Genomic DNA, 23,470 nt, shown 5'->3' on the forward strand with positions numbered 1-23,470 from the left:
GGCTCTCCCGGGGACGGGCGGCGGTGCGGGGTGCCGTCGCGTGACCCGGGCCACTGTAGTGGCGTGCCTCAGGCGCAGCGACCCTCGCCGAGCGCCTCCAGCCCGGCCAGGTCGCCCGGCCCCCACTCCAGCGGTCCGCTCGTGGGGTACATGAGCTCGTCGGTGTCGTCGACGTGGTCGAGCCCGACGAGGTGGGCGAGCTCGTGCAGGAGCACCGCCCGCGAGCGCTCGGAGTCGAGCGAGGCCAGCTGCGGGCCATCCAGCATCACCCGTCCGGTGGTGTATCAGCGGTGGTCGTCCTCCTCGCTCCACGCGCTGCCTGCCAGGCCGGCGACGGACGCCTCCAGCTCCACGAACTCGCCCGGGTCGGTCCACGAGACCTGCACGGGCTCCCAGTCGTCGCCCTCGCGCTCCGGCACCCAGTCCTGCTCGGGCGGATCCGTCGTGGTGCCCTCGAGACGGAAGGTCAGCCCGGTCAGCTCGGCCAGGTCCTCCAGCGCTGACGCCGTCACGGCCTCCGCGTCGTCCGGGCCGGTGCGGGTGTTCACCACGACGCGGATCGGGACGCAGGGGTCGTAGGTGACCGGCTGCTCGGAGTCGGCCTGGGTCTGCAGGAACGCGAACTGGCCGCCGTCAGGCCCTGTCTGAACGTCGGAGGGGTCGGCGACGGCCGAGGGATCGGCCGTGACGACGACCCCGGTGCTCTCGGGGTCCAGGACGATCTTCGCCATCAGGCCGCCCAGGACCACGAGGAAGACGCTGACCGCGATGACGGCGCGGCGTCTGGCCCGTCGCGGGGCGGTGCGGGTCGTCACCTCGACAGTGTGCCGGGTGGGCGGGCCCCGATCCGGGTGATGCACCGTTCAGCGGCGGCGCGACCGGACTCCAGGGCCGCGTGGACGTCCCGTTCCTGCTCATCGCCGATCCACGAGGCGAGGAACCCCGCAGCGAAGGCGTCGCCCGCGCCGGTGGTGTCCACCACCTCGGTCCGCGGGGCCGTCACCTGCTCGCGCACCGGTTCGCCGTCGGCCCCTCGCGCGACGAAGGCGGCACCCATCGGGCCGAGCGTGACCACCACGGCTCCGAAGCGGGAGGCGAGGGCGTCGAGGTCGACGTGGGGTCCGCGGGACTCGACCAGCACCCGCGCCTCCTCCAGGTTGGGCAGGAGCAGGTCGGCGCCCTCGACCCACTCCAGGAAGGTCGCGCCACCGCACGCACGGAGGAAGGAGACGGTGCTGGGGTCGATGCTCACTCCGATCCCGCGCTCCCGCGCCTCGGCGACGACGGCCTGGGCCACGGGGCGGGTTCCGGCGTCGAAGTAGCTGTACCCGGTCAGGTGCAACCAGTCGACGTCGTCCCAGGCCTCGGCCGGGACGTCGGCGGGCGCGAGGTTGGCGTTGGCGCCGCGATCGACGAACATCGTCCGCTCGCCTGACGCGTCCAGCTGCAGCACGATCGTGGCGGTCGGAAGGTCCGGGTCCCCGGCCACGAGCGCGCGCACCCCGTGCCCGACGAGGGCGTCCACGTGGCGCTGCACGCCGTCCACGCCGGCACGACCGACGAACGTGGCCTCCACCCCGAGGTGGCCCAGCCACGCCGCGACGTTGGCCGCCGACCCACCGGGGCGCATCCGGATCTCGGCGTTGGTGTCGCTCGCGGCCGTCGTGGCCTCCAGCGGCAGGACGCTGATGTCGTCGACGAGGTCGCCGAGCACCAGGACCCGCGTCAAAGCCTCGCCCAGGCCGTGGCGATCTCCGCGCCCACGCGGATGTTGTTCTCGACGATCGTGAGGTTGACGGCCAGGCTGCGGCCCGCCGTGAGCTCCACGATGCTGCTCAGCAGGAACGGCGTGACGTCCTTGCCCTCGACCTGCTTCTCACCGGCGCGCCGCAGCGCCTCCTCCAGCGCGCGGTCGTGCACCTCCGGGTCGAGCTGCTCGCTGACCGGCAGGGGGTTGGCGACGATGATCCCCTCGCACATCTCCAGCTGCTCGCGTGACTCCATCACTGCGGCGACGGCATCGGCGTCGGGCACCGACCAGTCCAGCGGCTGGCCCGAGGAGGACAGCCAGAAGCCGGGGAACTCCGCCGTGCCGTACCCGAGCACGATGACCCCCAGGCTCTCCAGCCGCTCGAGCGTCGCGGGGATGTCCAGGATCGACTTGACCCCGGCCGAGACGACCGTGATGGGCACCTCGGAGAGGGTCTTGAGGTCGGCGGACTCGTCGAAGCTCTGCGCGGCTCCGCGGTGCACGCCGCCGAGGCCACCGGTGGCGAAGACCCGGATGCCGGCCTGGTCGGCGATGAAGGACGTCGAGGCCACCGTCGTGGATCCGCTGCCCCCTCGGGCCAGGACCACGGGCAGGTCACGCATGCTGAGCTTGGGCAGGTCCTCGGTGGCCACCCGCTCGAGCTCGGACTCGGTGAGCCCTGCCCGCATCCGGCCGTCGAGCACGGCGACCGTCGCGGGGACGACCCCTTGATCACGCAGCAGCTGTTCGAAGCGGTGCGCTGCGTCGAGCGCCTCGGACTTCGGCAGGCCGTGGGAGATGATCGTCGACTCCAGGGCGACGACGGGGGTGCCGGAGGAGAGCGCGTCGGCGACGTCGTGGCTGACGCTCAGGGGAGTGTCGGACAGGGGCATCAGATGCTCGTCTGGTGGAAGTTGGCGTGGGAGCGGGAGGCGGTGGGCCCGCGCTGGCCCTGGTAGCGGGAGCCGTACTTCTGCGAGCCGTACGGGTGGTCGGCGGGTGAGCTGAGCCGGAAGAAGCACAGCTGGCCGATCTTCATGCCCGGGTAGAGCTTGATCGGCAGGGTGGCGACGTTGGCGAGCTCCAGCGTGACGTGGCCGGAGAACCCGGGGTCGATGAATCCGGCGGTGGAGTGCGTCAGCAGCCCGAGGCGCCCGAGCGAGGACTTGCCCTCCAGGCGGGCGGCGATGTCGTCGGGGAGGGTGACCTGCTCGTAGGTGGAGCCGAGGACGAACTCACCCGGGTGGAGCACGAAGGTCTCGTCACCGCTGGCCTCGAAGGTGCGGGTCAGGTCGGACTGGTCGGCCGCGGGGTCGATGTGCGGGTACTTGTGGTTGTCGAAGATCCGGAAGTACTTGTCCAGGCGGACGTCGATGCTCGAGGGCTGGATCATCTCGCGCTCGAGCGGCTCGAGCTGGACCCTGCCGGCGTCGAGCTCGGCGAGGATGTCGCGATCGGAGAGAAGCACGGTCAAACCCTAGTACGCCCGAGGTTCGTCGGAACAGGAACCGGTGCTGTCTCAGGGCCGTGAGACTTCGTGGTTAGAGTGGACCCACCACGCCGATGTAGCTCAGTGGTAGAGCGCTTGCTTCCCAAGCAAGATATGCGGGTTCGATTCCCGTCATCGGCTCCACGCCGCAGGCGTCCGACTCGATGACGGGAATCGAGTCGGGCCCCACCGACGCGGCGCCCCACCGCGGCGAAGCCGCCTCTGGGCGCCGCCCAGCGAGGGATCCCTTCATCGGCCCTCCCTGCGAAACCAACGTCGCAGGTCTCTTCGCGGCAATTGGGCGCGGCAGCGCTGGTACGGACCCGATTCAGCTCTTAGCTAAGGGAAGGTCGCTCAGTCGACGAGTCAATCTCTCTCGTTGATCCTCTGGTAGCAATTCACTCAATACAGACCAAGCTTCAAGCACACGCTCGGACGCCTCGCGCGCCCTCTCTCGTGCCGCATCGGCGCCGTACTCAGTGATTGCACCCATTCGCTCAAAACTCTTGGGATTAACCTCGGTGAACTTTTTCGATCCGTTCAGGTTGAGGCCCAAGTCATCGTTTTCTACATACAGCACCGTCGGCACCACGTCGTACACAGGGCTGAGCGCAGGATTCATCCCATCAGGGTAAAACATCGACCAATTCTTTAAGTGTGCGTCACCATTGCCCACCAGCACGTTTAGTACGATCCGATCGATAACCTCACCGACGGTTTCCACCCCTGCCAGTCGAGCCGAAACATTCGCCACGGCCTCGAAATTGGTGTGCGTGTACTTGACACCTGCGCGTGCGGTCGGAATGTGCAAAATTTGAGCGAACTCCTCCGCGTGGACACGCTGGTCATCGCCGAGCCGATCGAACCGTGCTACTGCAAATGACGACCTCCCAGTGGCCGCTCCCCAGCGCCCCAAGCCTTCGACGACGTTGGCGTCCACCAGCTCGACGGACGGAGTACGAATTCCCGCCTCGTCAGCGAGTTTCATGGCTGCGAATTCGGCTTCGGGCACCCCCTCAAATCCAATTCGAGCATCCGGCAGCTTCAAGATCATATTTCCCGCGCTGCCAGAAATCGGGACTGTCAATCCGCGGTCAGTCTTCTGGACTGAGAACTTCATTTGTAGGCCCGCGAGGCTAAACTTGAGCACTGGATCCGTGGCTTCTTCGTCCAGCTCCTCTCGGACCGCCTCGGGAACATGTGCCCCGACGTCTTGGTCCCACGGCAAGACGCGAACCGCTCCCGGCAGGTCATCGGCGCCGAGGATCGCCAAGAGCCTCAGTTCTGTTGACTCGCTTACTCCTGCTGCGGAAGCGACCGCCTGACGTAAACGTCCCTCGGGCAGCAAATGTGAAAACCAATGGGGGAGCGCAACACGAGTGCTTGGTTTCCACTCCCTCGGACGGTCCTCGAAAACTTGACCAAGTACAGGTCGCCGGGGGAGGTCCCAGTACTCATCTAGCGCTTCAAACCAGTTAGTATTGTTGCGACTTCGAAAGAGACCGACATCCACCCAGTCCCCCAATGGGCGCTGCAATTGCACTACCAAAGCATCGTCCGTCATCGCGCAGAGTCCGGGTCTGGGTCCGGGACAAGCAGAGTCGAAAGCGGCGGTTGCGATCTCATACCGGTTGCCAGTTTACTGTTTATTTTGTGCACGGTGATCTGTTCAACGTAGCGTGAACGAGCAAGCAAGAACGCGTCCAGTTCGCCGCTTCGGAGATGAGCCGCTGCTTCATCAGTGATTGCGTGGCTGATCAGCACTGCCCGGTCCTCGTGTCCGGATGGCAACGGCCAGTCGGGTAACCAGAAGCCGCGTGCACCTAGATTCGACCGCGCCTTCGGAACGAGATCGCCGATCGCTTCCACGCCGTGCTCGCGGAGAGCGTGGGCAATGTCTAGCGGTTTGCCCTCTGGGTCTAGAGGCTTGAGCGACGCGAGAGCAATTAGAGCGAGCCGTGCGTTGGCGTTATCCGTTCGGAAGGTCGTAAGGCCAAGCTGCCAGAGCTCTTGATCACGTACATGATCAAGCAAGAAACTGACGGCGGTGAACTCATCTGGCGCCAGATCTGGAAAGCGCTTCTTGGGATTTATGGATCGCACAGCACGGCGAAGGGACGGCGTCTGACCGCCTTCGCGGCCGTAGCCGTGGAGCCAGCCGCGCCACAGCCACCTCGACAGCAATTTAGTGATGGCCGATTCCGGCTCGGGATGTAAGTGGAAGAACGCAGCAAGCACAGGCAGTGGGAAACTCGAAGGCATCAGCAACTGATGTGCCACGCCCTCCTGTTGGATGAACCTAATGCTCTGGTCGAGAGCTCGCTCAGTTTGCTCGTACCAGTCTGCGGGATCTTCGCCCTCAGCGAACTCATCGTGGATGTCGCGTTGGACGTCGCCCCCGCGCATGGCCAACAGGCTCTGAACGACTCGATTCTCTGGGACCTGGCCGAAACCGGTGCGCTCCAACTCCTGAACAACGGTGGCAGGGCTGCCCGGCTCCGACTCATTCGCGAACAGCGCATGAAAGACCTGCGCCCTCGTGATCGGTTTTCCGGCACTGTTGACACGGTCGAATACCTCACGCAACAGACGTTCGTCGTTGCCCTCCACGATGTAGGCGGGTACGCGGTAGTCGCGGAGGGCTCCGCCCAACTCGTCAGCAAGTTCGAGGTCGCCGTCCTCAAGTTCGTCCCCGTGTTCCCGGAGCCAAGCGAGGAGGCTGCGCGACTCGAGCGTCTCGCGAACGGGAATTGATCGAGGGGGTGGCATTCCTCGGTTAGGCCCGACGAAACGGCGCTTTGCGATGTCGAAGTAGACCTCAAAGCGCTCGTCGACTTCGCGCGTACCCGACGTGAGCGCCGCAACCAGAGTGGTTATCCGCTGTTGGCCGTCAACGACCATCAGTGCGTCGTTGTTCGCGGGCGCTTGGAACGCAACGCCGCCGAACGACACCCGTTCGGCCTTGACCTCTTGCCGCCACAGCAACAATGTGCCGACCGGGAAACCTCTGTAAATACTGTCGAAGAGGCTCCTCACGTCAGACGCGTCCCAAACGAACGAACGCTGGAACTTAGGCACGCGCAGTCCGCCGGTCGATGCCAAATGGAGAAGTCGCGGAATATCATAAGTCGTTGAACTCGACATTGACCTGTCGAGCGGCGACGTGGCGACTGTCATGGCGTGTCCTTCTAGTAGTTGCTGTCGCCAGTCTTTCACGGAGTCACGACATCTGGCTCGAGCGTCACCACACGTGTGACCCGTTGATCGGTCGCTCGTTTTGCCGAGGCGGTTGCCCCTGACCGTGAGTCGCATCCGATTTGGTAGGGACGAGAACGTTTGCAAGACCACACTGCTTCAGTGTGTGCGGATGGACGCGGCTCCGTTGGCCGGGACAGCACCGCCCTGCTCGGCTGACACCTGCCGCAGGCCCAGGCAGTAGGAGCCTTGTCGCATCGGGCGATCGTCTCGGGCAGGCTGAGGCCATGACGTCACCGATGCCGTGGGTGGACCGGGCCACCCGCACCTTCTGGCGAGCCACCGGCCGCCCGGTGGACCTCCACAGGGACGAGGAGTGGCTGGCCGCCCCGATGCACCACGGCCCGAGCGTCGGCGACTCCTGGATGGCGGCGGCCGCCAAGGCTCTCGGAGGCTCCGTGAGCCACGACGTTGAGAGCGCCGGCCTCCTTCCCGACCTGGCCCGGCTCGACGGGCCGAGCTTCTCGGCGTCAGACGTCAGGCCCGAGGTCCGCCACTTCTACGAGCACACCTCGCAGTGGCGGATGGAGATCTGGACGCAGTGGAACCCCCTCCTCCAGCCCGGCGGTGAGCTCGTCACGAGGTTCTTCGGTCGCCGGGTCCAGCAGCTGGCGTTGCCCACCCGGCCTCTTGACGTCGCGCTCGGCACCGACAGCAGGGTGGTCCCCATCGTCGATGCCGACGGCGAGCAGCAGGCGGCCGGATGGATCCGGACGCTTCGGTCGACGGGCGACCACGTCTACAGCGGCTGCTACTCCGCCCGCCAGCTGCCTTCCTCGGACCAGACCGGCGTCCATGTGGCCTTCCCGCTGGAGGCCGGCAACGTCCAGGTCTTCCTCCGGCCTCGCGCCCTGCCGGACGGCTCGCTCGAGCTCAGCTCACCCGCCGGGACCTTCGGGGAGGACGGCGCCTACGTCGTCGTGGAGAAGGGCGGCCGCGCCCACGCCGCGAGAGTGCCGATCCACGAGAGGTTCCTGGTCTACGTCGATGCCGAGGGGGTGCTGCGGACCGATCACGAGCTGCGGCTGTGGTCGATGAGAGCGGTTCGGCTGCACTACAAGCTCACGCTCGCCCCGTGAGTCCGAGCCTCGCCACGCGGTAGGCCACGCCCACGGCCAGCACCGCCAGGCCAGCGACGATCGACCCCGGCGGCAGCGTGGCCACGAGCACGACGCACCCGGCTGCGCCGAGCACCTGCAGCACTCGCGGGAAGCGGCGGTGCTCCCTGCCCTGCGTGAACGCGGACAGGTTGGCGACGAGGTAGTAGAGCAGGACGCCGAGGGAGGAGAAGCCGATGGCCTCGCGCAGGTCGACGGTCAGTACGAGGACGCAGACCACCACCCCCAGCGCCAGCTCCGCACGGTGCGGGACGCGGTGCACCGGATGCACGGCGGCGAGCCACGGTGGCAGGTCAGCCTCTCGCGCCATCGCCAACGTCGTGCGCCCGACGCCGGCCATGAGCGCGAGCAGTGCGCCCAGCGCCGCGGCCGTCGCCCCGACGCGCACGACGGGCCCGGCCCAGTCCCCGGCGCCCGCCTCGGCCACCGCCACCAGCGGGGCCGGGTCACCGGCCACCCCCGCGGGCCCGAGCGCGGCGAGGACCGCCACGGCGACCGCGGCGTAGACGAGGACAGTCAGGGCGAGGGCACCGACGATGGCGCGGGGGATGGTCCGGGCCGGGTCGCGCACCTCCTCCCCCATCGTGGCGATCCGCGCGTACCCGGCGAAGGCGAAGAACAGCAGGCCCGCGGACTGCAGCACCCCGTACCAGCCCAGGTCGGCGTCGATGCGGGGCACGGCTCGGGCGGGCTCGGCGCCTGGGGCGACGAGGCCGGCGACGACCACCACGGCCAGCGACACCAGCGTCACCGCCACGACGACGCGAGTCGCGCGTGCCGTGCGGGTGACGCCGCGATAGGCGATGGCGGTCACCGCCGCGACGAGAACCACCGCGGCCGGCCGCTGCCAGTCCGCGGGAACCGCGTAGGCGACGACCGTCAACGCCATCGCGGCACAGCTGGCGGTCTTGCCGATGACGAACGCCCACCCGGCCAGGAACCCCCACCACGGCCCGAGCCGCTCACGGCCGTGGACGTACGTCCCGCCCGAGGTCGGGTACTGCGCGGCGAGCTGGGCCGATGCGGTCGCGTTGCAGTACGCCACGACGGCGGCGATGCCCAGGCCGATCAGCAGGCCCGAGCCGGCGGCCGCCGCGGCCGGCGTGAAGGCCGAGAAGATGCCGGCACCGATCATCGAGCCCAGCCCGATGAGCACGGCGTCGCCGGTGCCCAGGCGGCGGGCCAGCGACGGTTGCTCCGCGCTCACCCGCGCACCCCCCTGCCGCTCATGTCCCCATGATGGCAGTGCTCAGACCCCGGACCGCACCCCGAGCGTGAGCACCTCGGGAGCCTCGACGGGAGCGCCGCAACATCCGCCACCGACGCTCTCGGCCTCGTCGAAGTCACCGGACCCGCCGCAGACGCCCGACTCGGGCAGCACCAGCTCCACCGCCGTCGCGGCCTCGTGGTCGCCCGCGAGCTCGGCCACGACGGACCGGACCTGCTCGAACCCCGTCAGCGCGAGGAACGACGTCGCCCGGCCGTAGCTCTTCATCCCCAGCAGGTACAGACCTGCCTCGGGCTGGGCGAGCTCGGTGACGCCGTGCGGGTAGACCGTGCCGCACGAGTGCACGTTGGGGTCGATGAGCGGGGCGAGCAGACGCGGGGCCTGCAGGACGGGGTCGAGGTCGAGCCGGACCTCCGACAGCAGGCCGAGCTCCGGGCGGAAGCCGGTGAGCACGAGCACCTCGTCGACGTCGTCGACCGTCTGCCCGTCCTCGGACGTCAGCCGGAGCCGGCCGTCCTCCTGCCGGTCCACCGCGGCCGTCCGGAAGCCGGTCGACGTGCGCACCGCGCCGTCGCCGACCACGGCCTTGGCCTGGTCGCCGAGGGCACCGCGCTCGGACAGCTCGTCGTTCTCGCCACCGCCGAAGGCCGCGGCCGCGCTGGGGCGGCGCACGAGCCAGCTGACCAGGGTGGTGGGCTCTTCCTTGGCCAGCCGACCGAGCGCGATGAGCGCGGTCTTGGCCGACGCGCCGGTTCCGGCCACCACGACGTGACGCCCGGCGTAGCGCTCGCGAGCGGCCTCGTCGCCGAAGTCAGGAACGCGGTAGGCGATGCGGTCGACGTGGGCGCGCTCCCCCGCGGCCGGCAGGCCGTCCGAGCCGAGTGGATTGACGCCGGCCCAGGTGCCGGACGCGTCCAGGACGGCGCGGGCGGCGATGCGCTCCTCACCCGACGCGCTGCGCACGTGCACCGTGAACGCCGAGGACTCCCGCCCGGAGTCCACCACCAGGTCCCGGCCGAGGCGGGCGACGCCGGTGACCTCGTGGCCGTACCGCACGACGCCGAGCGCGTCGGCCAGCGGCTGCAGGTACTGCTCGGCCCAGTCGCCGCCCGTGGGATAACGCGCGGGCTTGGGGGCGTCCCAGTCGCGCGACTCCAGCAGTCGCCGTGCCGCCGGATCCACGACCTCCGACCACGGCGAGAACAGCCTGACGTGCGACCACTCCCGCACAGCGGCGCCCGCCGTGGCACCACGTTCCAGCACGACGACATCCAGACCTCGTTCCCGCAGGTGCGCCGCGGCGGCCAGCCCGATGGGCCCGGCCCCGATGACCACGACCGGAAGGTTCGCCACATCCGCTGCCATGGTTCAGCCCTCCGTCGCCGGGACGTCGAGCGAGGCGAGCAGCTTCTCGACCCGCGCTCGAACCTCGTCGCGCACCTCGCGCACGACGTCCAGCCCCTGTCCGGCGGGGTCGGTCAGCTCCCAGTCCTCGTAGCGCTTGCCGGGGAAGAACGGGCACTCGTCGCCGCAGCCCATCGTGATGACGACGTCGGAGACGCGCACGGCGTCCTCGGAGAGCTTCTTGGGCTGCTCTCCGGCGATGTCGATGCCGAGCTCGGCCATCGCCTCGACGGCGACGGGGTTCACCTGGTCGCCGGGCATCGATCCCGCCGAGAGGACCTCGACGCTGCCGGCGGACAGCTCGCGCAGGAAGCCCGCGGCCATCTGGGACCGGCCGGCGTTGTGCACGCAGACGAACAGGACGGTGGGTCGGGACACGCTCATGGTGACTCCTTCGGTTCTCAGAGGTCGAGGTCGCGCAGCAGCGCGGTGATGCGGGTCTGGATGTCGTCGCGGATGTCGCGCACGGCCTCCAACGAGGCTCCGTCGGGGTCGGCGACCTGCCAGTCCTCGTAGCGCTTGCCGGGGAAGTACGGGCACTCGTCGCCGCAGCCCATCGTGACGATCACGTCAGCGGCGCGGACGACCGTGTCGGCCAGCGGCTTCGGGTACGCCTCGGTGAGCTCGATGCCGCGCTCGGCGAGGGCCTCGACCACGACGGGGTTGATCTCCCCGGTCGGCCTGGACCCCGCGGAGCGGACGTGCACCTTGCCGGGCGCGAGGTGCGCGGCCAGGGCGGCGGCGATCTGCGAGCGACCCGCGTTGTGCACGCACACGAACAGCAGCTCCGGCACGAACTTCGCCGTCCTGCCGTCGGCCTGTGCCGACGCAACGAGCAGCTCGGAGGCGTAGCGCTTGACCAGCACGGGCAGATAGGTGGTCACCGTAGCCGTGGGCTCTAGCGCCCGGGAGGCGCGGTCGACGGCGTCGGCGACCTCGTCGGTGGTGAAGACGCCGTCGAAGTCATAGCTCAGCTCCTCCAGGAGCCGTGCCGTGTCCACGGGAGACGAAGAAGTGGTCATGTGGAAGCTCCTTGCGCAGAGGGGAAGAACTTGCGGGCCCACAGGGCCACGTAGACCAGGCCCACCAGGACCGGGACCTCGATGAGCGGTCCGACGACGCCGGCCAAGGCCTGTCCGGACGTGATGCCGAACGTGCCGATGGCGACGGCGATCGCCAGCTCGAAGTTGTTGCCGGCGGCGGTGAACGCCAACGTGGCGCTCTTGGCGTAGCCCAGCCGGAGCTGTCGTCCCAGCACCATGCCCAGGGCGAAGGTGATGGCGAAGTAGGCCAGCAGCGGGATGGCGATCCGCACGACGTCCAGCGGGTTGCTGGTGATCGCCTCGCCCTGCAGCGCGAACAGCAGGACGATCGTGAACAGCAGGCCGTAGAGCGCCCACGGGCCCAGCCGCGGCAGGAACGTCTCCTCGTACCACTCCCGGCCCTTGACGCGCTCGCCGATGACCCGGGTCAGGAAGCCGGCCAGCAGCGGGATGCCGAGGAAGACCAGGACGCTGGCCGTGATGGCCCAGAGGGAGAACTCAGCGCTCGTGGTCTCCAGGCCCAGCCAGCCCGGCAGGGTCTGCAGGTAGAACCAGCCGAGAGCGGCGAAGGCGAAGACCTGGAAGACGGAGTTGATGGCCACCAGCACGGCGGCAGCCTCACGGTCGCCGCAGGCGAGGTCGTTCCAGATCAGCACCATCGCGATGCAGCGGGCGAGCCCGACGATGATCAGCCCGGTCCGGTACTCCGGCAGGTCCGGCACGAGCAGCCAGGCCAGGGCGAACATCAGGGCCGGGCCGACGATCCAGTTGAGCGCCAGCGATGCACCGAGGAGGCGTCGGTCGCCGGTCACGCGAGCGGTCTCGCTGTAGCGGACCTTGGCCAGGACCGGGTACATCATCACCAGCAGTCCGATGGCGATCGGCACGGAGACCGAGCCGACGGTGAAGGAGTCCAGCGACTCGACGAGCTGGGGCCAGACCCGGCCGAGCAGCAGGCCCAGGGCCATCGCCAGCAGGATCCAGACCGGCAGGAACCGGTCCAGGCGGGACAGCCTCGCCACCACCGCGTCATCGGGTCCGCCGCGTGGGGCCTCGTGCACGACGTCGCTCACGTGTCTCCTCGATCGTGTTCATCTCGCGTCCATGTTCATCGACGAACGTCGATGCAAGAAGCGAACCGCATTCATCGACAGTTGTCAATGCGTCGGGCATACTGGCCCCATGACCGCCTCGCTGCCCACCGCCGATCTCGCCTGCTGCGTCACCGGCCCAAGCGGTGGTCCAGGCGGCGGCATGGACGGCGAGGCCGCCGGCAGCCTGGCCGGGCGCTTCAAGGCACTCGGCGACCCGACCCGGCTGCGGCTGCTCTCGATCATCGCCGCGCAGCAGGAGCACGAGGCGTGCGTGTGCGACCTCACCGAGCCGATCGGCCTCACCCAGGGCACGGTCTCGCACCACCTGAAGGTCCTCGTCGACGCCGGCCTGGTCACCCGCACCCGTCGGGGCACCTGGTCCTTCTACGCGCTCGTCCCCGGCGCCCTCGACGAGCTCGCCGCGGCCCTGGGCACGCCGAGCTGACTCACAGCTCGACGTCGGCGGCCAGGACCCCGAGCTCGAGGTCCGGGTTCGCCCGCTCGACCGAGCGGAGCCGCCACTTGTCGGTGAACAGCGCCAGCGCGACGCCGTCGCTGCGCTCGAAGGTCTCGACGCCCGACAGCCCGGCGAGCACCGGCCGGTCCGCGCTCGCCAGCTCGCGCGCCAACGAGTAGGGCAGCGACTCCAACCGCGTCTCGGCCTTGAACTCGTGCAGCAGACGGTCCTGCACGACCTCGAACTGCATCGGGCCGACGGCTGCCAGGACCGGCGCCTGGTCACCCCGGAGCTCCGAGCGGAGCACCTGCACGACGCCCTCGGCGTCCAGCTGCTCGATGCCGCGGCGGAACTGCTTGTAGCGTCCCGTGTCGACCGAGCGGACGGCGGCGAAGTGCTCGGGAGCGAACTTGGTCACGGCAGGGAACTCGACCTTCTCCCCGGGCGCGCGCAGGGTGTCACCGATCCGCAGTCCTGACGCGTTGACCAGTCCGATGATGTCGCCGGGCAGGGCGAGGTCGGCCGTCGTGCGGTCCCGGCCGAACATGCTCTGGGCGTACTTCGTGGCGAAGGGCTTGCTGGTGGCGGCGCGCTCCACGACCTCGCCGCGCTCGAAGACCCCGGAGCAGATCCGGGCGAACGCGACGTGGTCGCGGTGCGCCTTGTCCATCCCGGCCTGCACCTTGAAGACGTACGCACTGAAGGGTGCGTCCACCGGTCGGGGCTCGCCGGTCACATCAGGCCGGGCCGCCGCCGGTGGCGCGATGTCCACCAGGACCTCGAGCAGCTGCGCGACGCCGAAGTTCAGCAGGCTGGCCGCGAACAGGACCGGGCTGGTGGCTCCGGCGAGGAACGTCTCCTGGTCGTGGACGAGGTCGTCGGCCTCGAGCAGCTCCGCGCCCTCGACGGCGTCCTGCCAGTCCACCCCCATCAGCTCGCGGGCCTCGTCGTCCTCGAGCACACGCTCCCCTGCGACCGTGGCGCCACCGGCAGTGCGCTCGTAGAGCAGGGTGCGGCCGGTGCGGCGGTCGAGCGCGCCCTTGAAGTCACCGGCGATGCCGATCGGCCACGTCACCGGCGTCGGCACGATGCCGAGCCGCTGCTGCACCTGGTCCAGCAGCTCCAACGGGTCCAGGCCCGGGCGGTCCCACTTGTTGACGACGGTGATCACCGGGATGCCGCTGCGTCGGCAGACGTCGAAGAGCTTCAGCGTCTGCGGCTCCAGGCCCTTGGCGGCGTCCAGCACCATGACCGCCACGTCGACGGCGGCGAGCACGCGGTAGGTGTCCTCGGAGAAGTCGGCGTGACCGGGCGTGTCCACGACGTTGATGACGTGGTCGCCGTACTCCATCTGCAGCGCCGTGGACGAGATGGAGATGCCGCGTGCCTTCTCCATCTCCATCCAGTCCGAGACGGTGGCACGACGCCCGGCCTTGCCGTGCGTGACGCCGGCCTCGCCGATCATCTGCGTGTGCAGCGCAAGCGCCTCGGTCAGCGTCGACTTGCCGGCGTCGGGGTGCGAGATGATGGCGAACGTCCGCCGCCTGCGGGCCTCTCGCACGATGTCCATTCCTCGACCCTAACGTTGCTGGAGAGTGGTCCCGTCCCCGCGCCCGCGCCGGTCACAACGGTCCCAGGACGGTCGGCGGGCTCGCCGTCAGCTCGAGCGTCTCCAGCACCGTGAGCAGCTGGCGCTCCTCGAAGCGGAAGTGGCTCTCCATGATCGCAGCGATGCCCTCCAGGTGCCGGTCGAGCTCCGCCGGCGTGGCCGAGCGCTCGACGGCGTCGGCCAGCCCCTGCAGCAGGTGGTCGATCATCGAGTGGTCCTGCTGCAGCGAGCGCAGCACCGGCGCCAGCTCCGGATGAGCGGCCTCGATCGCCGGGAAAAGGGTTCGGTCCTCGCCCCGGTGGTGCGCGTCCAGCGCAGTGCAGAACCCGTGGCAGTACAGCAGCAGGTCCCGAGTGGCACTCTCGCCCAGATCACCGTCGCGCAGCGACGCACGGGTCACCTCCAGCGCCTCGCGCAGGCGCTGGTGCACCCTGCGGAGCTCGCTGCTCCAGGCCGTCAGCCTGGTCGTCTCGCGCTCAGTCACGCGAGAACGAAGGGGACGACGTCATGGTCGACTCCTTCCGTCCGGCGCCTCCATGCCTGGCACGGTCTGCCACCGGCACGCGACGTTGCCGTCAGACTATCCCCCTCGGTCAGGTGACCTTCACCACCCTCACTCCGGAACGACGCTGCCGAGGTGGACCCAACCCTCACCCTACGGTAGAGTGCAGTGTGCGCCGCGAGGCCCCGGATCACGCATCCGGCACCGGGCAACCAGCCGCCTCGCGGCTCGTCCATGCCGGCGTGGCCCTGCCCCGCTCCCGACCGGCTCGTGCGCCACGAACCCCTTCTTCTCCTGCTTGCTCGAACGGAGCCTCATGCCCTCTCCCGCTCGCCCCCGGGAGGCCGACTCCACGGACAGCGTCCGCTCCGCCCTGCGCTCACCCCGCATCCTGCGCACGGAGGTGCTCGCCGGGCTCGTCGTCGCCATCGCCCTCATCCCCGAGGCGATCGCCTTCTCGATCATCGCCGGCGTCGATCCCCGTGTCGGGCTCTTCGCCTCCTTCACGATGGCCGTGACCATCGCCTTCACCGGCGGTCGGCCCGCGATGATCTCCGCCGCCACGGGCGCGGTCGCCCTGGTCGTCGCCCCCGTGGCCCGCGAGCACGGACTCGACTACCTGCTCGCCACCGTGGTCCTCGGCGGGATCATGCAGCTCGTCCTCGCCCTGCTCGGCGTCGCCAAGCTGATGCGGTTCATCCCACGTTCGGTGATGGTCGGCTTCGTCAACTCCTTGGCGATCCTCATCTTCCTCGCCCAGGTCCCGCACATGGTCGACGTGCCGTGGCTGGTCTACCCGATGATCGGCGCCGGCCTGGCGATCATGGTCGCGCTGCCGAGACTCACCAGGACCGTCCCGGCACCCCTCGTGGCGCTCATCGTGCTGACCGCCGTCACCGTGGCCTTCGCCCTGACGGTCCCCGACGTCGGCGACGAGGGCAAGCTGCCCGACAGCCTGCCGTTCCTCCTGATCCCCGACGTCCCGCCCACGTTGGCGACGCTGCAGATCATCGCTCCGTACGCCCTCGGCCTGGCGCTCGTCGGGTTGATGGAGTCGCTCATGACGGCCAAGCTCGTCGACGACATCACCGACACCCACTCCGACAAGTCCCGCGAGGCCCGCGGCCAGGGCATCGCGAACGTCGTCACCGGCTTCTTCGGCGGCATGGGTGGCTGCGCGATGATCGGCCAGACGATGATCAACGTGAAGGCCTCCGGCGCCCGCACCCGGATCTCGACCTTCCTGGCCGGCGTCTTCCTGCTCGTGCTCGTGGTCGGCATGGGCGACCTGGTCGCCATCATCCCCATGGCCGCCCTCGTGGCCGTGATGATCGTCGTCGCCGTGTCGACCTTCGACTGGCACAGCATCCACCCGTCGACCCTGCGCAGGATGCCCAAGAGCGAGACGTTCGTGATGGTCTCGACCGTCGCCGTCGTGGTCGTGACGCACAACCTCGCCATCGGCGTGATCGTCGGCGTGATCGTCGCGATGGTCATGTTCGCCCGACGCGTCGCACACTTCAGCGAGGTCGTGGTGGTCGACCAGCCCGACCCCGGAGTCCGCGTCTACAAGGTGGTGGGCGAGCTGTTCTTCGCCTCCAGCAACGACCTCGTCTACCAGTTCGACTACGCCGGCGACCCGGACCGCGTCGTCATCGACATGTCCGAGTCACACATCTGGGACGCCTCCACCGTCGCCGCGCTCGACGCCATCGAGACCAAGTACGCCGCCAAGGGCACGTCGGTCGACATCCGTGGTCTGAACGACTCGAGCCTGGACCGCCATCGCCGTCTCGCCGGCCACCTGGGCGCCGGGCACTGACGCATCCCCGGCGCGGTGACGGTCAGTCGTCGTGCCGGGCGCGGACGTCGTCGAGCATCGAGGCGAACTCCCGGGCCCGCTCGGCACGCTCCAGCAGGCGGGAGAGTCGCTCGTCCACGACGTCGCGGACGGCGACCACCTGCTCCACCGCCCCCCGCCGGGCCTCCTGCGAGGACCCGTCGTCGTCCAGCAGGTCCAGGCTGACGAGGATGCCGGCGATCTCCTCGACGGTGAAGTCCAGCGGCTTCATCGCCTTGATGAGCTTGAGCCGCTCCACCGTGACGTCGGAGTACAACCGGAACCCACCGGCGCTGCGTGCATCCGGCGTGATGAGTCCGGCCTCCTCGTAGAAGCGGATGGTGCGCAGGCTCAGGCCGACCCGGTCGGCCACCTCGCCGATCTTCATCCGTTCGTCCACGACGTCCTCCGCCCTCAGTCCGTGCGGGAGACTCTAGCGACGGAGCAGCCAGGCGAGCGTGGCGAGCACCCGTTCGGGCTGCTCCAGCGCGGCGAGGTGTCCGGTGCCGCCCAGCACGTCGAGCCGGGTGGGGAGGTGGTCGGGCCGGCACGCGCGCAGGGCCGCTGCGACGGACGGCAGCGTGGCGAGGTCCTCGTCGCCGAAGACGAGCTGGACCGGCCCGTCGAAGGCGGCCAGCACGTCGGTGGTGTCGTGCCGCGAGGCGATGGCACGGGCGAGCCAGGCGACGCCGCGGGGGTCCGCACCCGCGATGAGGCTGGTCAGCTCCCGCTCCAGCTCCGGCTGCTCGCGGCGGGCGGTCGCCCCGAGACCCTCCTGCGCGCTGGCGGCCACGACGTCGGTGCTGCCGGAGGCCTCGAGCTCGTCGGCGTCACGGCGCCGGCCGTCCGGATCGTCGGGGGCTCCCGTGCGCGTCGTGGTGCTGCCCAGCACGAGAGCCGCGAGCCGCTCGGGCGCGGACTCGGCCAGCTGCAGGGCGACGTACCCGCCGGTCGAGACCCCGAACACCGTCACCCGGTCCAGGCCCAGGTCGTCCAGCACGTCGAGCACCAGGTCCGCCACCACCGACATCGACGGAGCGTCGGCCGGCACGGGACTGCCGCCCAGGCCCGGCAGGTCGACCGAGATCGGTCGCCAGGCCCGTCGGGCCGGCGACACGAGACGACGCCACGTCGTGCCGTCCAGCGGGAACGCGTGCAGCAGCACGAGCGGCGGTCCGTCACCGCCGTGGTCGTGCCGAGCCAGGCCCATGCCGCTCCCCTCCTCCGTGGAGCACCATCGTCGCCCGGCCGGAGCGGGCTCGCACGGCCACGCCGCCGAGATGCGGAACCGGCAGACGCCCCGTTCACTGAGAGCTGCGGCGACGACCCGTCACCCGCGCACCCGATCGGGAGGACACCCATGGACCTCGGCATCGCCGGACGCACCGCACTCGTGACGGGGGCGGACTCCGGCATCGGCTGGCACACGGCCCAGATGCTGCTGGACGAGAGCGTCACCGTCGTGGTCAGCGACAAGGAGGCCGACGCCCTGGCCGAGTCGGCGGCGACGCTCCGGGCTCCCGAGGGCGCGCTGCACCAGGTGGCCGCCGACCTCGACACCCTGGAGGCCGTCGAGCAGCTGGAGCAGGACGTGCGCGCTGCCGTCGGCTCCATCGACATCCTCGTCCACGGCGCCGGCGTGACCGGGGCCCAGGGCATGTTCCACGAGATCGACGACCGGGGCTGGGTGGACACGTTGACCACCGACCTGCTCGCCCCCGTGCGGGTGACCCGCGCGTTCATCGGCGCGCTGCGCGAGGGCGGCTGGGGTCGCATCGTCTACCTGACGTCGGAGGACGCGACCCAGCCCTACGACGACGAGCTCCCGTACTGCGCGGCCAAGGCCGGGGTGCTGTCCTTCGCCAAGGGGCTCTCCCGCAGCTACGCCTCCGAGGGACTCCTGGTCAACTGCGTCTCGCCGGCCTTCATCCGCACCCCGATGACCGACGCGATGATGACCAAGCGGGCCGACGAGCTCGGTGTCACCTTCGACGAGGCCGTCGAGTCGTTCCTGGCCGAGGAGCGTCCGTTCATGGAGCTGGGACGTCGCGGCGAGCCCGAGGAGGCGGCTGCCGTGGTCACGTTCCTGTGCTCGGAGCGCGCCAGCTTCGTCAACGGCTCGGAGTACCGGGTCGACTCCGGCTCCGTCGCGACGATCTGAGCCGCGCGGCTACTGGGGGATCCGCGCAGCCAGCTCCGCGGCGTCGCCCTGCTCACCGATGAGCGCCCGCGCGGCGTCCCGGGCATCCTCGCCGCCCTCCTCCTCCGCGTCCCACAGCAGCACGCCGGCCACGGCACCGTCGTCGAGGTACAGCACGACGCTGGAGCCCGAGTCGCGCTCGTCGATCACCGTCTCCAGGCTCGAGTCGAGCGTGCCCACGGCCTCGAAGCGCACGCCGAGGACGGCGGAGTAGAAGTAGGGCGTGTGGTCGTAGACCTGGTCGTCGCCGGCCATGATCCGGCCCACGACGTCGCCCATCGTGGTGGCGTTGTCGACGTGCTCGACACGGCTGCGGCCCAGGCGCACGTCGGGGTACTGCGCGACGTCCCCGGCTGCCCAGACGCCCGGCGCGCTCGTGGCCAGCCGCTCGTCGACGACGATCCCGCCGTCCTCGGCCATCTGCAGGCCGGCGGCCGCTGCGAGGTCGCCGGCCGGCTCGATGCCGAGCCCGACGACGACGGCATCGGCGTCCAGCGTCGAGCCGTCGTCGAGTGTCAGCCGCACCCGGTCGTCACGGTCCTCGCCGCGCTCCACGGTCGAGCCACCCTGCACGTCCACGCCCGCGTCGAGGAACCGCTGCTCGTACGCCGCCGCGATCGGCGCCGGGAACTTCGAGGCGTTGAGCGTCCGCTCCGGGTGGTGCAGCGAGACCGTGCAGCCGTTCTGCACGAGGGCCGCGGCGATCTCGGTGCCGATGAAGCCACCGCCGACGACGGCGACGTACGGCGCGGAGCGCGAGAGCCGTCGCAGCTGGTGGTAGTCCGTCAAGGTCCGGAAGTACACGACGCGGTCGCCGGGCTCCAGGCCCTCGACACGGGTCGGGTGGCCTCCGGTGGCGATGAGCAGCCGGTCGTAGGGGAAGCGCTGACCGTCCGACGTCGTCACGACGCGGTCCTCGAGGTCGAGCCCGTCGACCCGGGCGTCGAGCACGAGCCGGGCACCTGACTCCTCGGCGGTGTGCAGGTCGGCGTCCTCGAGCGTGAAGTCCGGGTCGGTCCAGAGCTTCTTGGACAGCGCCGGCCGGGGCACGGGCGACGTCGGCTCCTCACCGACGAGCACGATGTCCGCCGACTCGTCCACGGCCCGGATGCCCTTGGCCGCGGCATCGCCCGTCATGCCGGCACCGATGATCACGTACGTCGTCTGGTCACTCATTCCTCCAGCGTGCGCGAGGTCGCGCGGGACCGCACGCCCACGGGAGCGGCCGTCATCCCTCGCGGATGGTCATGGAGAGGATCCGGTCACCCGTGGTCACGAAGGTGAAGCGGCTGCGGCCGTTCGCGTGGGTGCTGCGCCAGTCGCCGACCACGTCGACGGTCTGCCCGTCCACCTGCACCTCCTCGGGGGTCAGCACTCCCTGTGCGCCGATGAACTCACCGTCGCTCCACCCCTTGATCGCCTCGCGGCCCGTGAAGACACGGCCCCAGTCGTCGACGAAGCCGTCCTCGGCGAAGGCTGCGAGGAAGCCCTCCTCGTCGTGGCGGTTGACCGTCGCGACGAAGGAGGCGACGGGCTCGGGAAGGTCGGTCATGCGTGCTCCTCAGCAGGTCGTGGGAAGGACTCCGGGCCACCAGCATGGCCGGTGGCGCCGGTGTTGTCGATGGTGGGGAACCGCCGTGCAGGCGACGTGTGACGATCACCTGAACACTGCGTGACGCCGGCCGGTCACCGTGCCGCCCGGCCGCCACGCTGGCACCCTCGGACTCATGACGGAGATGCTCCAGCGCGCACCGGCGCTCCCCTTCGCCTACTCCAACCACAGCAACCGTCCTCCCGGTCCCGTCGTCACCCGGCTCGCCCGGGTCGTGCCCGGTGTCCACGACGTCATGAGCCAGGTGGCTCCCTACGCGGCCTGGTGGGAGGCCAGCAACCGGCGCGCGCTGGCGTCCGACCGACCGCTGTGGATCGTGCTCGGCGACTCCCTCTCGCAGGGCATCGGCGCCACGGCCCCGGACCGGGGGTGGGTCGGACTGATCGCCGAGGACCCGCCGCCGACCCTGCGGGACGCGGCTGTCGTCAACCTCTCCTTCAACGGTGCTCGGGTCCTCGACGTTCTCGAGCGCCAGCTGGCCGCGCACGACGTGCTGCGCCGGCACCACGACGTCGCCAGGGTGACGCTGCTCATCGGCAACAACGACCTGATGAGCCCACGCTGGTGCCGGGACCTCGCTCCGTCGATGGCGCGGCTGCTCGAACGAGTCCCCGACGGCACGGTCGTGGCCACGCAGCCGGGGATGCAGCGCTCGGCCCGGGCCTTCAACGCCGTCGTCGACGAGACCGCGGCACGTCGTGACCTGACGGTCGCCGACTTCCGCATCCCGCACCTGCGCGACTTCCTCGGCCGACTGGGGCGCGACTTCTTCCACCCCAACGACCGTGGGTACTCCCAGATGGCCGAGGTCGTCCACGCGGTCCTGTGAGCGCACTCATTCGGAGATCGCCGTGGCGCTCCTCGACATCGCCAGCGTGCGCCGCGCCGATCGCACCGTGGCACGGTCCACCATCCGGCCTTGTGCGTCAACCACGACCTCGCTGCCCTGTACCGCCGCCTGCTCGAACAGCCCGATCATCGCCTCGGCGTCCTCGACCTCGCGATCGGTGGGGGTGAAGACCTCGTGCACCGCAGAGATCTGCGCCGGATGGATGCAGGCGCGCCCGACGAAACCCTGCCGTCGTGCACGGAGCGTCGACGTCGCCAGCGCCTCGACATCCTTGATGACGACCGAGACCGGCGCCACCGGCGGATCGATCCGGGCCTCGACACTCGCCGCCACCAGCATCGCCCTGGGCCAGTCAGTCTCGCGCTCGTCCTGCCCCGGCTGCACGCCCAGCTCTGCGCACAGGTCGTACTCGCCGAGCTGCAACCGTGAGACTCCGTCGACCGCGGCGAGCGCACGCACGTCGAACAACGCTCCTGGTGTCTCGACGAGCGGGCTCAGCGCCCAGTCGTGGCCGCTGCCGGTGAGGATGCCTCGAGCGCGTGTGAGCCCTGCGGCGTCAGCCTTGGCGAGCATGATTCCGTCAAGATCGCCGAGCTCGACGAGTGCGGCGAGGTCCTCCTCCCCGAGCGGTCCGGGATTGATCCGTACCCACACCTCGGTGTCCCGCACCCTCGGGAGCGAGGCGATCCACTCCGTCGTCCACCGGCGCGCCTGCTCCTTGGCGTCAAGCGGAACGGCGTCCTCGAGGTCGACGATGACGGCATCCGCCTCGCTGGCGTACGCCTTCGGCATCCGCTCGGGCGAGACCCCCGGGACGTAGAGGTAGGACCGGGGCAGGACGTCAGCGTTCATCCGACGCTCGCCCGCCCCGAGACCAGCGCCTTGGCCACCACGGTACGCAGGACGTCATTGGTCCCCTCACCGATGCTCATCAGCGGTGCGTCACGGTAGAGACGTTCGATCTCGTACTCCTTGGAGAAGCCATAGCCGCCGTGCACCTTCATGGAGTCGACGGCGGCCTCCATCGCCGCCTCGGAGGCGAAGATCTTGGCCATGCCGGTCGCTGCGTCGGCGCGTCCCTTGGACACGCTGTCCGCGGCCCAGTAGGCCATCAGTCGCGCGGCCTGCAGATTGGTCGCCATCGTGGCGAGCTTGAGCTCGATGGCCTGGAACTCGTTGATCGGCTGGCCGAAGGCCTCGCGCACCTTGGAGTACTCCAGCGCCTCGTCGAAGGCTCGCTGGGCGACCCCGACGGATCGGGCCGCGATGTTCACGCGTCCCCACTCCAGAGCCGAGAGGGTCTGCTTCATGCCGGACCCCTCGACGCCGCCGAGCAGGTTCTCGACGGGTACCCGCACGTTGTCGAGCAGCACCTCGCACGACTCGGGGCCCTTGTAGCCGAGCTTGTCGATGTCCTTGAGAACCTCGAACCCGGGAGTGCCCTGCTCGACGAGCAGCACGCTCATGCCCTTGTGCCTGGGATCGGCCGTCGGGTCGGTCTTGCAGATGACCGGCAGCGGATTCGCGAAGCGGGCGTTCGTGATCCACATCTTGGTGCCGTTGATGACGTACTCATCGCCCTCGAGCCGGGCAGTGGTCCGGATGCCCTGCATGTCCGTGCCCGCCCCGGGTTCGGTGAGACCCAGTCCCGTGCGCCGCTCGCCGGTCGCCAGCTCAGGAAGGTACCGCTTCTTCTGCGCCTCGGTACCGTGCATGGCGACCATCCGGCAGGACAGCGAGTGGCTGCCGAGGATGCCCGCGATACCCATCCAACCGCGGGAGAGCTCCTCGAAGACGATGGCGAAGGAGACCGCGTCGAGGTCGAGCCCGCCGTACTCCTCCGGGACGGTCATGCCGAACAGGCCGAGGTCGGCGAGTCCCTGGACGATCTCCGTCGGGTAGCGCCCCGACTGCTCCCACTCGCGCGCAACTGGGATGATCTCGCGATCGACGAAGTTTCTCAGGACGCGACGGAAGTCCTGCTGCTCCTGCGTGAACTCAAAGTCCATGGTCATTACC

25 protein-coding genes and 1 tRNA gene are annotated in these 23,470 nt (G+C 69.6%); 6 read left to right on the top strand and 20 right to left on the bottom strand.

Annotated elements, in window-relative coordinates; all coding sequences use genetic code 11:
* Positions 1 to 68 precede the first annotated feature (68 nt).
* Genes ACHAAC_RS03465 through dcd form a run of 5 tightly spaced genes read right to left on the bottom strand, consistent with a single transcriptional unit; the run spans position 69 to position 3,218 of the window.
* Positions 69 to 266, bottom strand: coding sequence for a matrixin family metalloprotease (locus tag ACHAAC_RS03465; RefSeq protein ID WP_435714775.1), 198 nt, complete (start codon positions 264 to 266; stop codon positions 69 to 71).
* Positions 267 to 284: 18 nt separating this feature from the next.
* Positions 285 to 815 carry a hypothetical protein gene (locus tag ACHAAC_RS03470; protein ID WP_435714537.1) on the bottom strand — a complete coding sequence of 177 codons (531 nt, stop codon included), beginning with the start codon at positions 813 to 815 and terminating at the stop codon, positions 285 to 287.
* Complete coding sequence (locus ACHAAC_RS03475) at positions 812 to 1,729, bottom strand: carbohydrate kinase family protein (RefSeq protein WP_435714538.1); 918 nt, start codon at positions 1,727 to 1,729, stop codon at positions 812 to 814. The genes ACHAAC_RS03470 and ACHAAC_RS03475 overlap by 4 nt, the downstream gene beginning before the upstream one ends.
* A complete protein-coding gene (locus tag ACHAAC_RS03480) occupies positions 1,726 to 2,643 on the bottom strand; it encodes a pseudouridine-5'-phosphate glycosidase (protein WP_435714539.1) in 918 nt (305 codons plus the stop codon). Before ACHAAC_RS03480 ends, ACHAAC_RS03475 begins: the two co-directional genes overlap by 4 nt.
* Positions 2,643 to 3,218: a dCTP deaminase gene (gene dcd, locus ACHAAC_RS03485; protein WP_435714540.1), complete on the bottom strand. Its 576-nt coding sequence runs from the start codon at positions 3,216 to 3,218 to the stop codon at positions 2,643 to 2,645. Before dcd ends, ACHAAC_RS03480 begins: the two co-directional genes overlap by 1 nt.
* 91 nt (positions 3,219 to 3,309) lie before the next feature.
* Here dcd and ACHAAC_RS03490 point away from each other — a divergent pair.
* Positions 3,310 to 3,383 (top strand) — tRNA-Gly (locus ACHAAC_RS03490).
* Positions 3,384 to 3,567: 184 nt separating this feature from the next.
* Here the strand turns inward: ACHAAC_RS03490 and ACHAAC_RS03495 are convergent.
* Positions 3,568 to 4,803, bottom strand: a complete 1,236-nt coding sequence (locus tag ACHAAC_RS03495; protein WP_435714541.1) for a type II toxin-antitoxin system HipA family toxin — start codon at positions 4,801 to 4,803, stop codon at positions 3,568 to 3,570.
* Positions 4,800 to 6,416, bottom strand: coding sequence for a DUF262 domain-containing protein (locus ACHAAC_RS03500; RefSeq protein WP_435714542.1), 1,617 nt, complete (start codon positions 6,414 to 6,416; stop codon positions 4,800 to 4,802). The genes ACHAAC_RS03495 and ACHAAC_RS03500 overlap by 4 nt, the downstream gene beginning before the upstream one ends.
* A gap of 305 nt (positions 6,417 to 6,721) precedes the next feature.
* Here ACHAAC_RS03500 and ACHAAC_RS03505 point away from each other — a divergent pair, with 305 nt between their 5' ends.
* The gene (locus ACHAAC_RS03505) at positions 6,722 to 7,573 is read left to right on the top strand and encodes a hypothetical protein (RefSeq protein WP_435714543.1); all 852 of its coding nucleotides are present in this window, start codon (positions 6,722 to 6,724) and stop codon (positions 7,571 to 7,573) included.
* Here the strand turns inward: ACHAAC_RS03505 and ACHAAC_RS03510 are convergent.
* From ACHAAC_RS03510 to arsB, 5 genes are read right to left on the bottom strand one after another with little or no spacing between them, the layout of a single operon-like run.
* Positions 7,557 to 8,819 carry an APC family permease gene (locus tag ACHAAC_RS03510; protein ID WP_435714544.1) on the bottom strand — a complete coding sequence of 421 codons (1,263 nt, stop codon included), beginning with the start codon at positions 8,817 to 8,819 and terminating at the stop codon, positions 7,557 to 7,559. The two genes, ACHAAC_RS03505 and ACHAAC_RS03510, sit on opposite strands and share 17 nt — an antisense overlap.
* Before the next feature lie 42 nt (positions 8,820 to 8,861).
* Entirely contained in the window at positions 8,862 to 10,205 is a 1,344-nt protein-coding gene (locus ACHAAC_RS03515; protein WP_435714545.1) for an FAD-dependent oxidoreductase, read from the bottom strand.
* A 3-nt stretch (positions 10,206 to 10,208) separates the two neighbouring features.
* A complete protein-coding gene (locus tag ACHAAC_RS03520; RefSeq protein ID WP_435714546.1) occupies positions 10,209 to 10,628 on the bottom strand; it encodes an arsenate reductase ArsC in 420 nt (139 codons plus the stop codon).
* 17 nt (positions 10,629 to 10,645) lie between these two features.
* Positions 10,646 to 11,266 (bottom strand): three-helix bundle dimerization domain-containing protein, encoded by a 621-nt coding sequence (locus ACHAAC_RS03525; RefSeq protein WP_435714547.1) that lies wholly within the window; start codon positions 11,264 to 11,266, stop codon positions 10,646 to 10,648.
* Positions 11,263 to 12,360, bottom strand: coding sequence for an ACR3 family arsenite efflux transporter (gene arsB / locus ACHAAC_RS03530; RefSeq protein WP_435714548.1), 1,098 nt, complete (start codon positions 12,358 to 12,360; stop codon positions 11,263 to 11,265). Before arsB ends, ACHAAC_RS03525 begins: the two co-directional genes overlap by 4 nt.
* A 109-nt stretch (positions 12,361 to 12,469) precedes the next feature.
* Between arsB and ACHAAC_RS03535 the strand changes: the two genes are divergently transcribed.
* Positions 12,470 to 12,826 (top strand): ArsR/SmtB family transcription factor, encoded by a 357-nt coding sequence (locus ACHAAC_RS03535; RefSeq protein ID WP_435714549.1) that lies wholly within the window; start codon positions 12,470 to 12,472, stop codon positions 12,824 to 12,826.
* Position 12,827: 1 nt separating this feature from the next.
* On the opposite strand, the gene ACHAAC_RS03540 is transcribed toward ACHAAC_RS03535, so the two are convergent.
* Together ACHAAC_RS03540 and ACHAAC_RS03545 are read right to left on the bottom strand one after the other, a co-directional pair.
* Positions 12,828 to 14,408 carry a peptide chain release factor 3 gene (locus tag ACHAAC_RS03540; RefSeq protein WP_435714550.1) on the bottom strand — a complete coding sequence of 527 codons (1,581 nt, stop codon included), beginning with the start codon at positions 14,406 to 14,408 and terminating at the stop codon, positions 12,828 to 12,830.
* Between the two features lie 52 nt (positions 14,409 to 14,460).
* On the bottom strand, positions 14,461 to 14,931 hold the full coding sequence (locus ACHAAC_RS03545) for a hemerythrin domain-containing protein (protein WP_435714551.1): 471 nt from the start codon (positions 14,929 to 14,931) through the stop codon (positions 14,461 to 14,463).
* Positions 14,932 to 15,265: 334 nt separating this feature from the next.
* On the opposite strand from ACHAAC_RS03545, the gene ACHAAC_RS03550 reads away from it, so the two are divergent.
* Positions 15,266 to 16,771, top strand: a complete 1,506-nt coding sequence (locus ACHAAC_RS03550; RefSeq protein ID WP_435714552.1) for a SulP family inorganic anion transporter — start codon at positions 15,266 to 15,268, stop codon at positions 16,769 to 16,771.
* Positions 16,772 to 16,793: 22 nt separating this feature from the next.
* On the opposite strand, the gene ACHAAC_RS03555 is transcribed toward ACHAAC_RS03550, so the two are convergent.
* A complete protein-coding gene (locus ACHAAC_RS03555) occupies positions 16,794 to 17,189 on the bottom strand; it encodes a MerR family transcriptional regulator (protein ID WP_435714553.1) in 396 nt (131 codons plus the stop codon).
* Between the two features lie 33 nt (positions 17,190 to 17,222).
* Complete coding sequence (locus ACHAAC_RS03560) at positions 17,223 to 17,999, bottom strand: alpha/beta fold hydrolase (protein WP_435714554.1); 777 nt, start codon at positions 17,997 to 17,999, stop codon at positions 17,223 to 17,225.
* A gap of 150 nt (positions 18,000 to 18,149) precedes the next feature.
* Here ACHAAC_RS03560 and ACHAAC_RS03565 point away from each other — a divergent pair, with 150 nt between their 5' ends.
* A complete protein-coding gene (locus ACHAAC_RS03565) occupies positions 18,150 to 18,950 on the top strand; it encodes an SDR family NAD(P)-dependent oxidoreductase (RefSeq protein WP_435714555.1) in 801 nt (266 codons plus the stop codon).
* Between the two features lie 9 nt (positions 18,951 to 18,959).
* On the opposite strand, the gene ACHAAC_RS03570 is transcribed toward ACHAAC_RS03565, so the two are convergent.
* The gene (locus ACHAAC_RS03570) at positions 18,960 to 20,165 is read right to left on the bottom strand and encodes an NAD(P)/FAD-dependent oxidoreductase (protein ID WP_435714556.1); all 1,206 of its coding nucleotides are present in this window, start codon (positions 20,163 to 20,165) and stop codon (positions 18,960 to 18,962) included.
* A gap of 52 nt (positions 20,166 to 20,217) precedes the next feature.
* Positions 20,218 to 20,541: a nuclear transport factor 2 family protein gene (locus tag ACHAAC_RS03575; RefSeq protein WP_435714557.1), complete on the bottom strand. Its 324-nt coding sequence runs from the start codon at positions 20,539 to 20,541 to the stop codon at positions 20,218 to 20,220.
* 175 nt (positions 20,542 to 20,716) lie between these two features.
* On the opposite strand from ACHAAC_RS03575, the gene ACHAAC_RS03580 reads away from it, so the two are divergent.
* Positions 20,717 to 21,430, top strand: a complete 714-nt coding sequence (locus tag ACHAAC_RS03580) for an SGNH/GDSL hydrolase family protein (RefSeq protein ID WP_435714558.1) — start codon at positions 20,717 to 20,719, stop codon at positions 21,428 to 21,430.
* Between the two features lie 6 nt (positions 21,431 to 21,436).
* On the opposite strand, the gene ACHAAC_RS03585 is transcribed toward ACHAAC_RS03580, so the two are convergent.
* Both ACHAAC_RS03585 and ACHAAC_RS03590 read right to left on the bottom strand, forming a co-directional pair.
* The gene (locus ACHAAC_RS03585; RefSeq protein ID WP_435714559.1) at positions 21,437 to 22,303 is read right to left on the bottom strand and encodes an HpcH/HpaI aldolase/citrate lyase family protein; all 867 of its coding nucleotides are present in this window, start codon (positions 22,301 to 22,303) and stop codon (positions 21,437 to 21,439) included.
* Positions 22,300 to 23,460: an acyl-CoA dehydrogenase family protein gene (locus tag ACHAAC_RS03590; RefSeq protein WP_435714560.1), complete on the bottom strand. Its 1,161-nt coding sequence runs from the start codon at positions 23,458 to 23,460 to the stop codon at positions 22,300 to 22,302. The genes ACHAAC_RS03585 and ACHAAC_RS03590 overlap by 4 nt, the downstream gene beginning before the upstream one ends.
* Between the last annotated feature and the right edge of the window lie 10 nt (positions 23,461 to 23,470).

Source organism: Aeromicrobium sp. CF4.19 (assembly GCF_051262555.1).
GTDB lineage: Bacteria > Actinomycetota > Actinomycetes > Propionibacteriales > Nocardioidaceae > Aeromicrobium.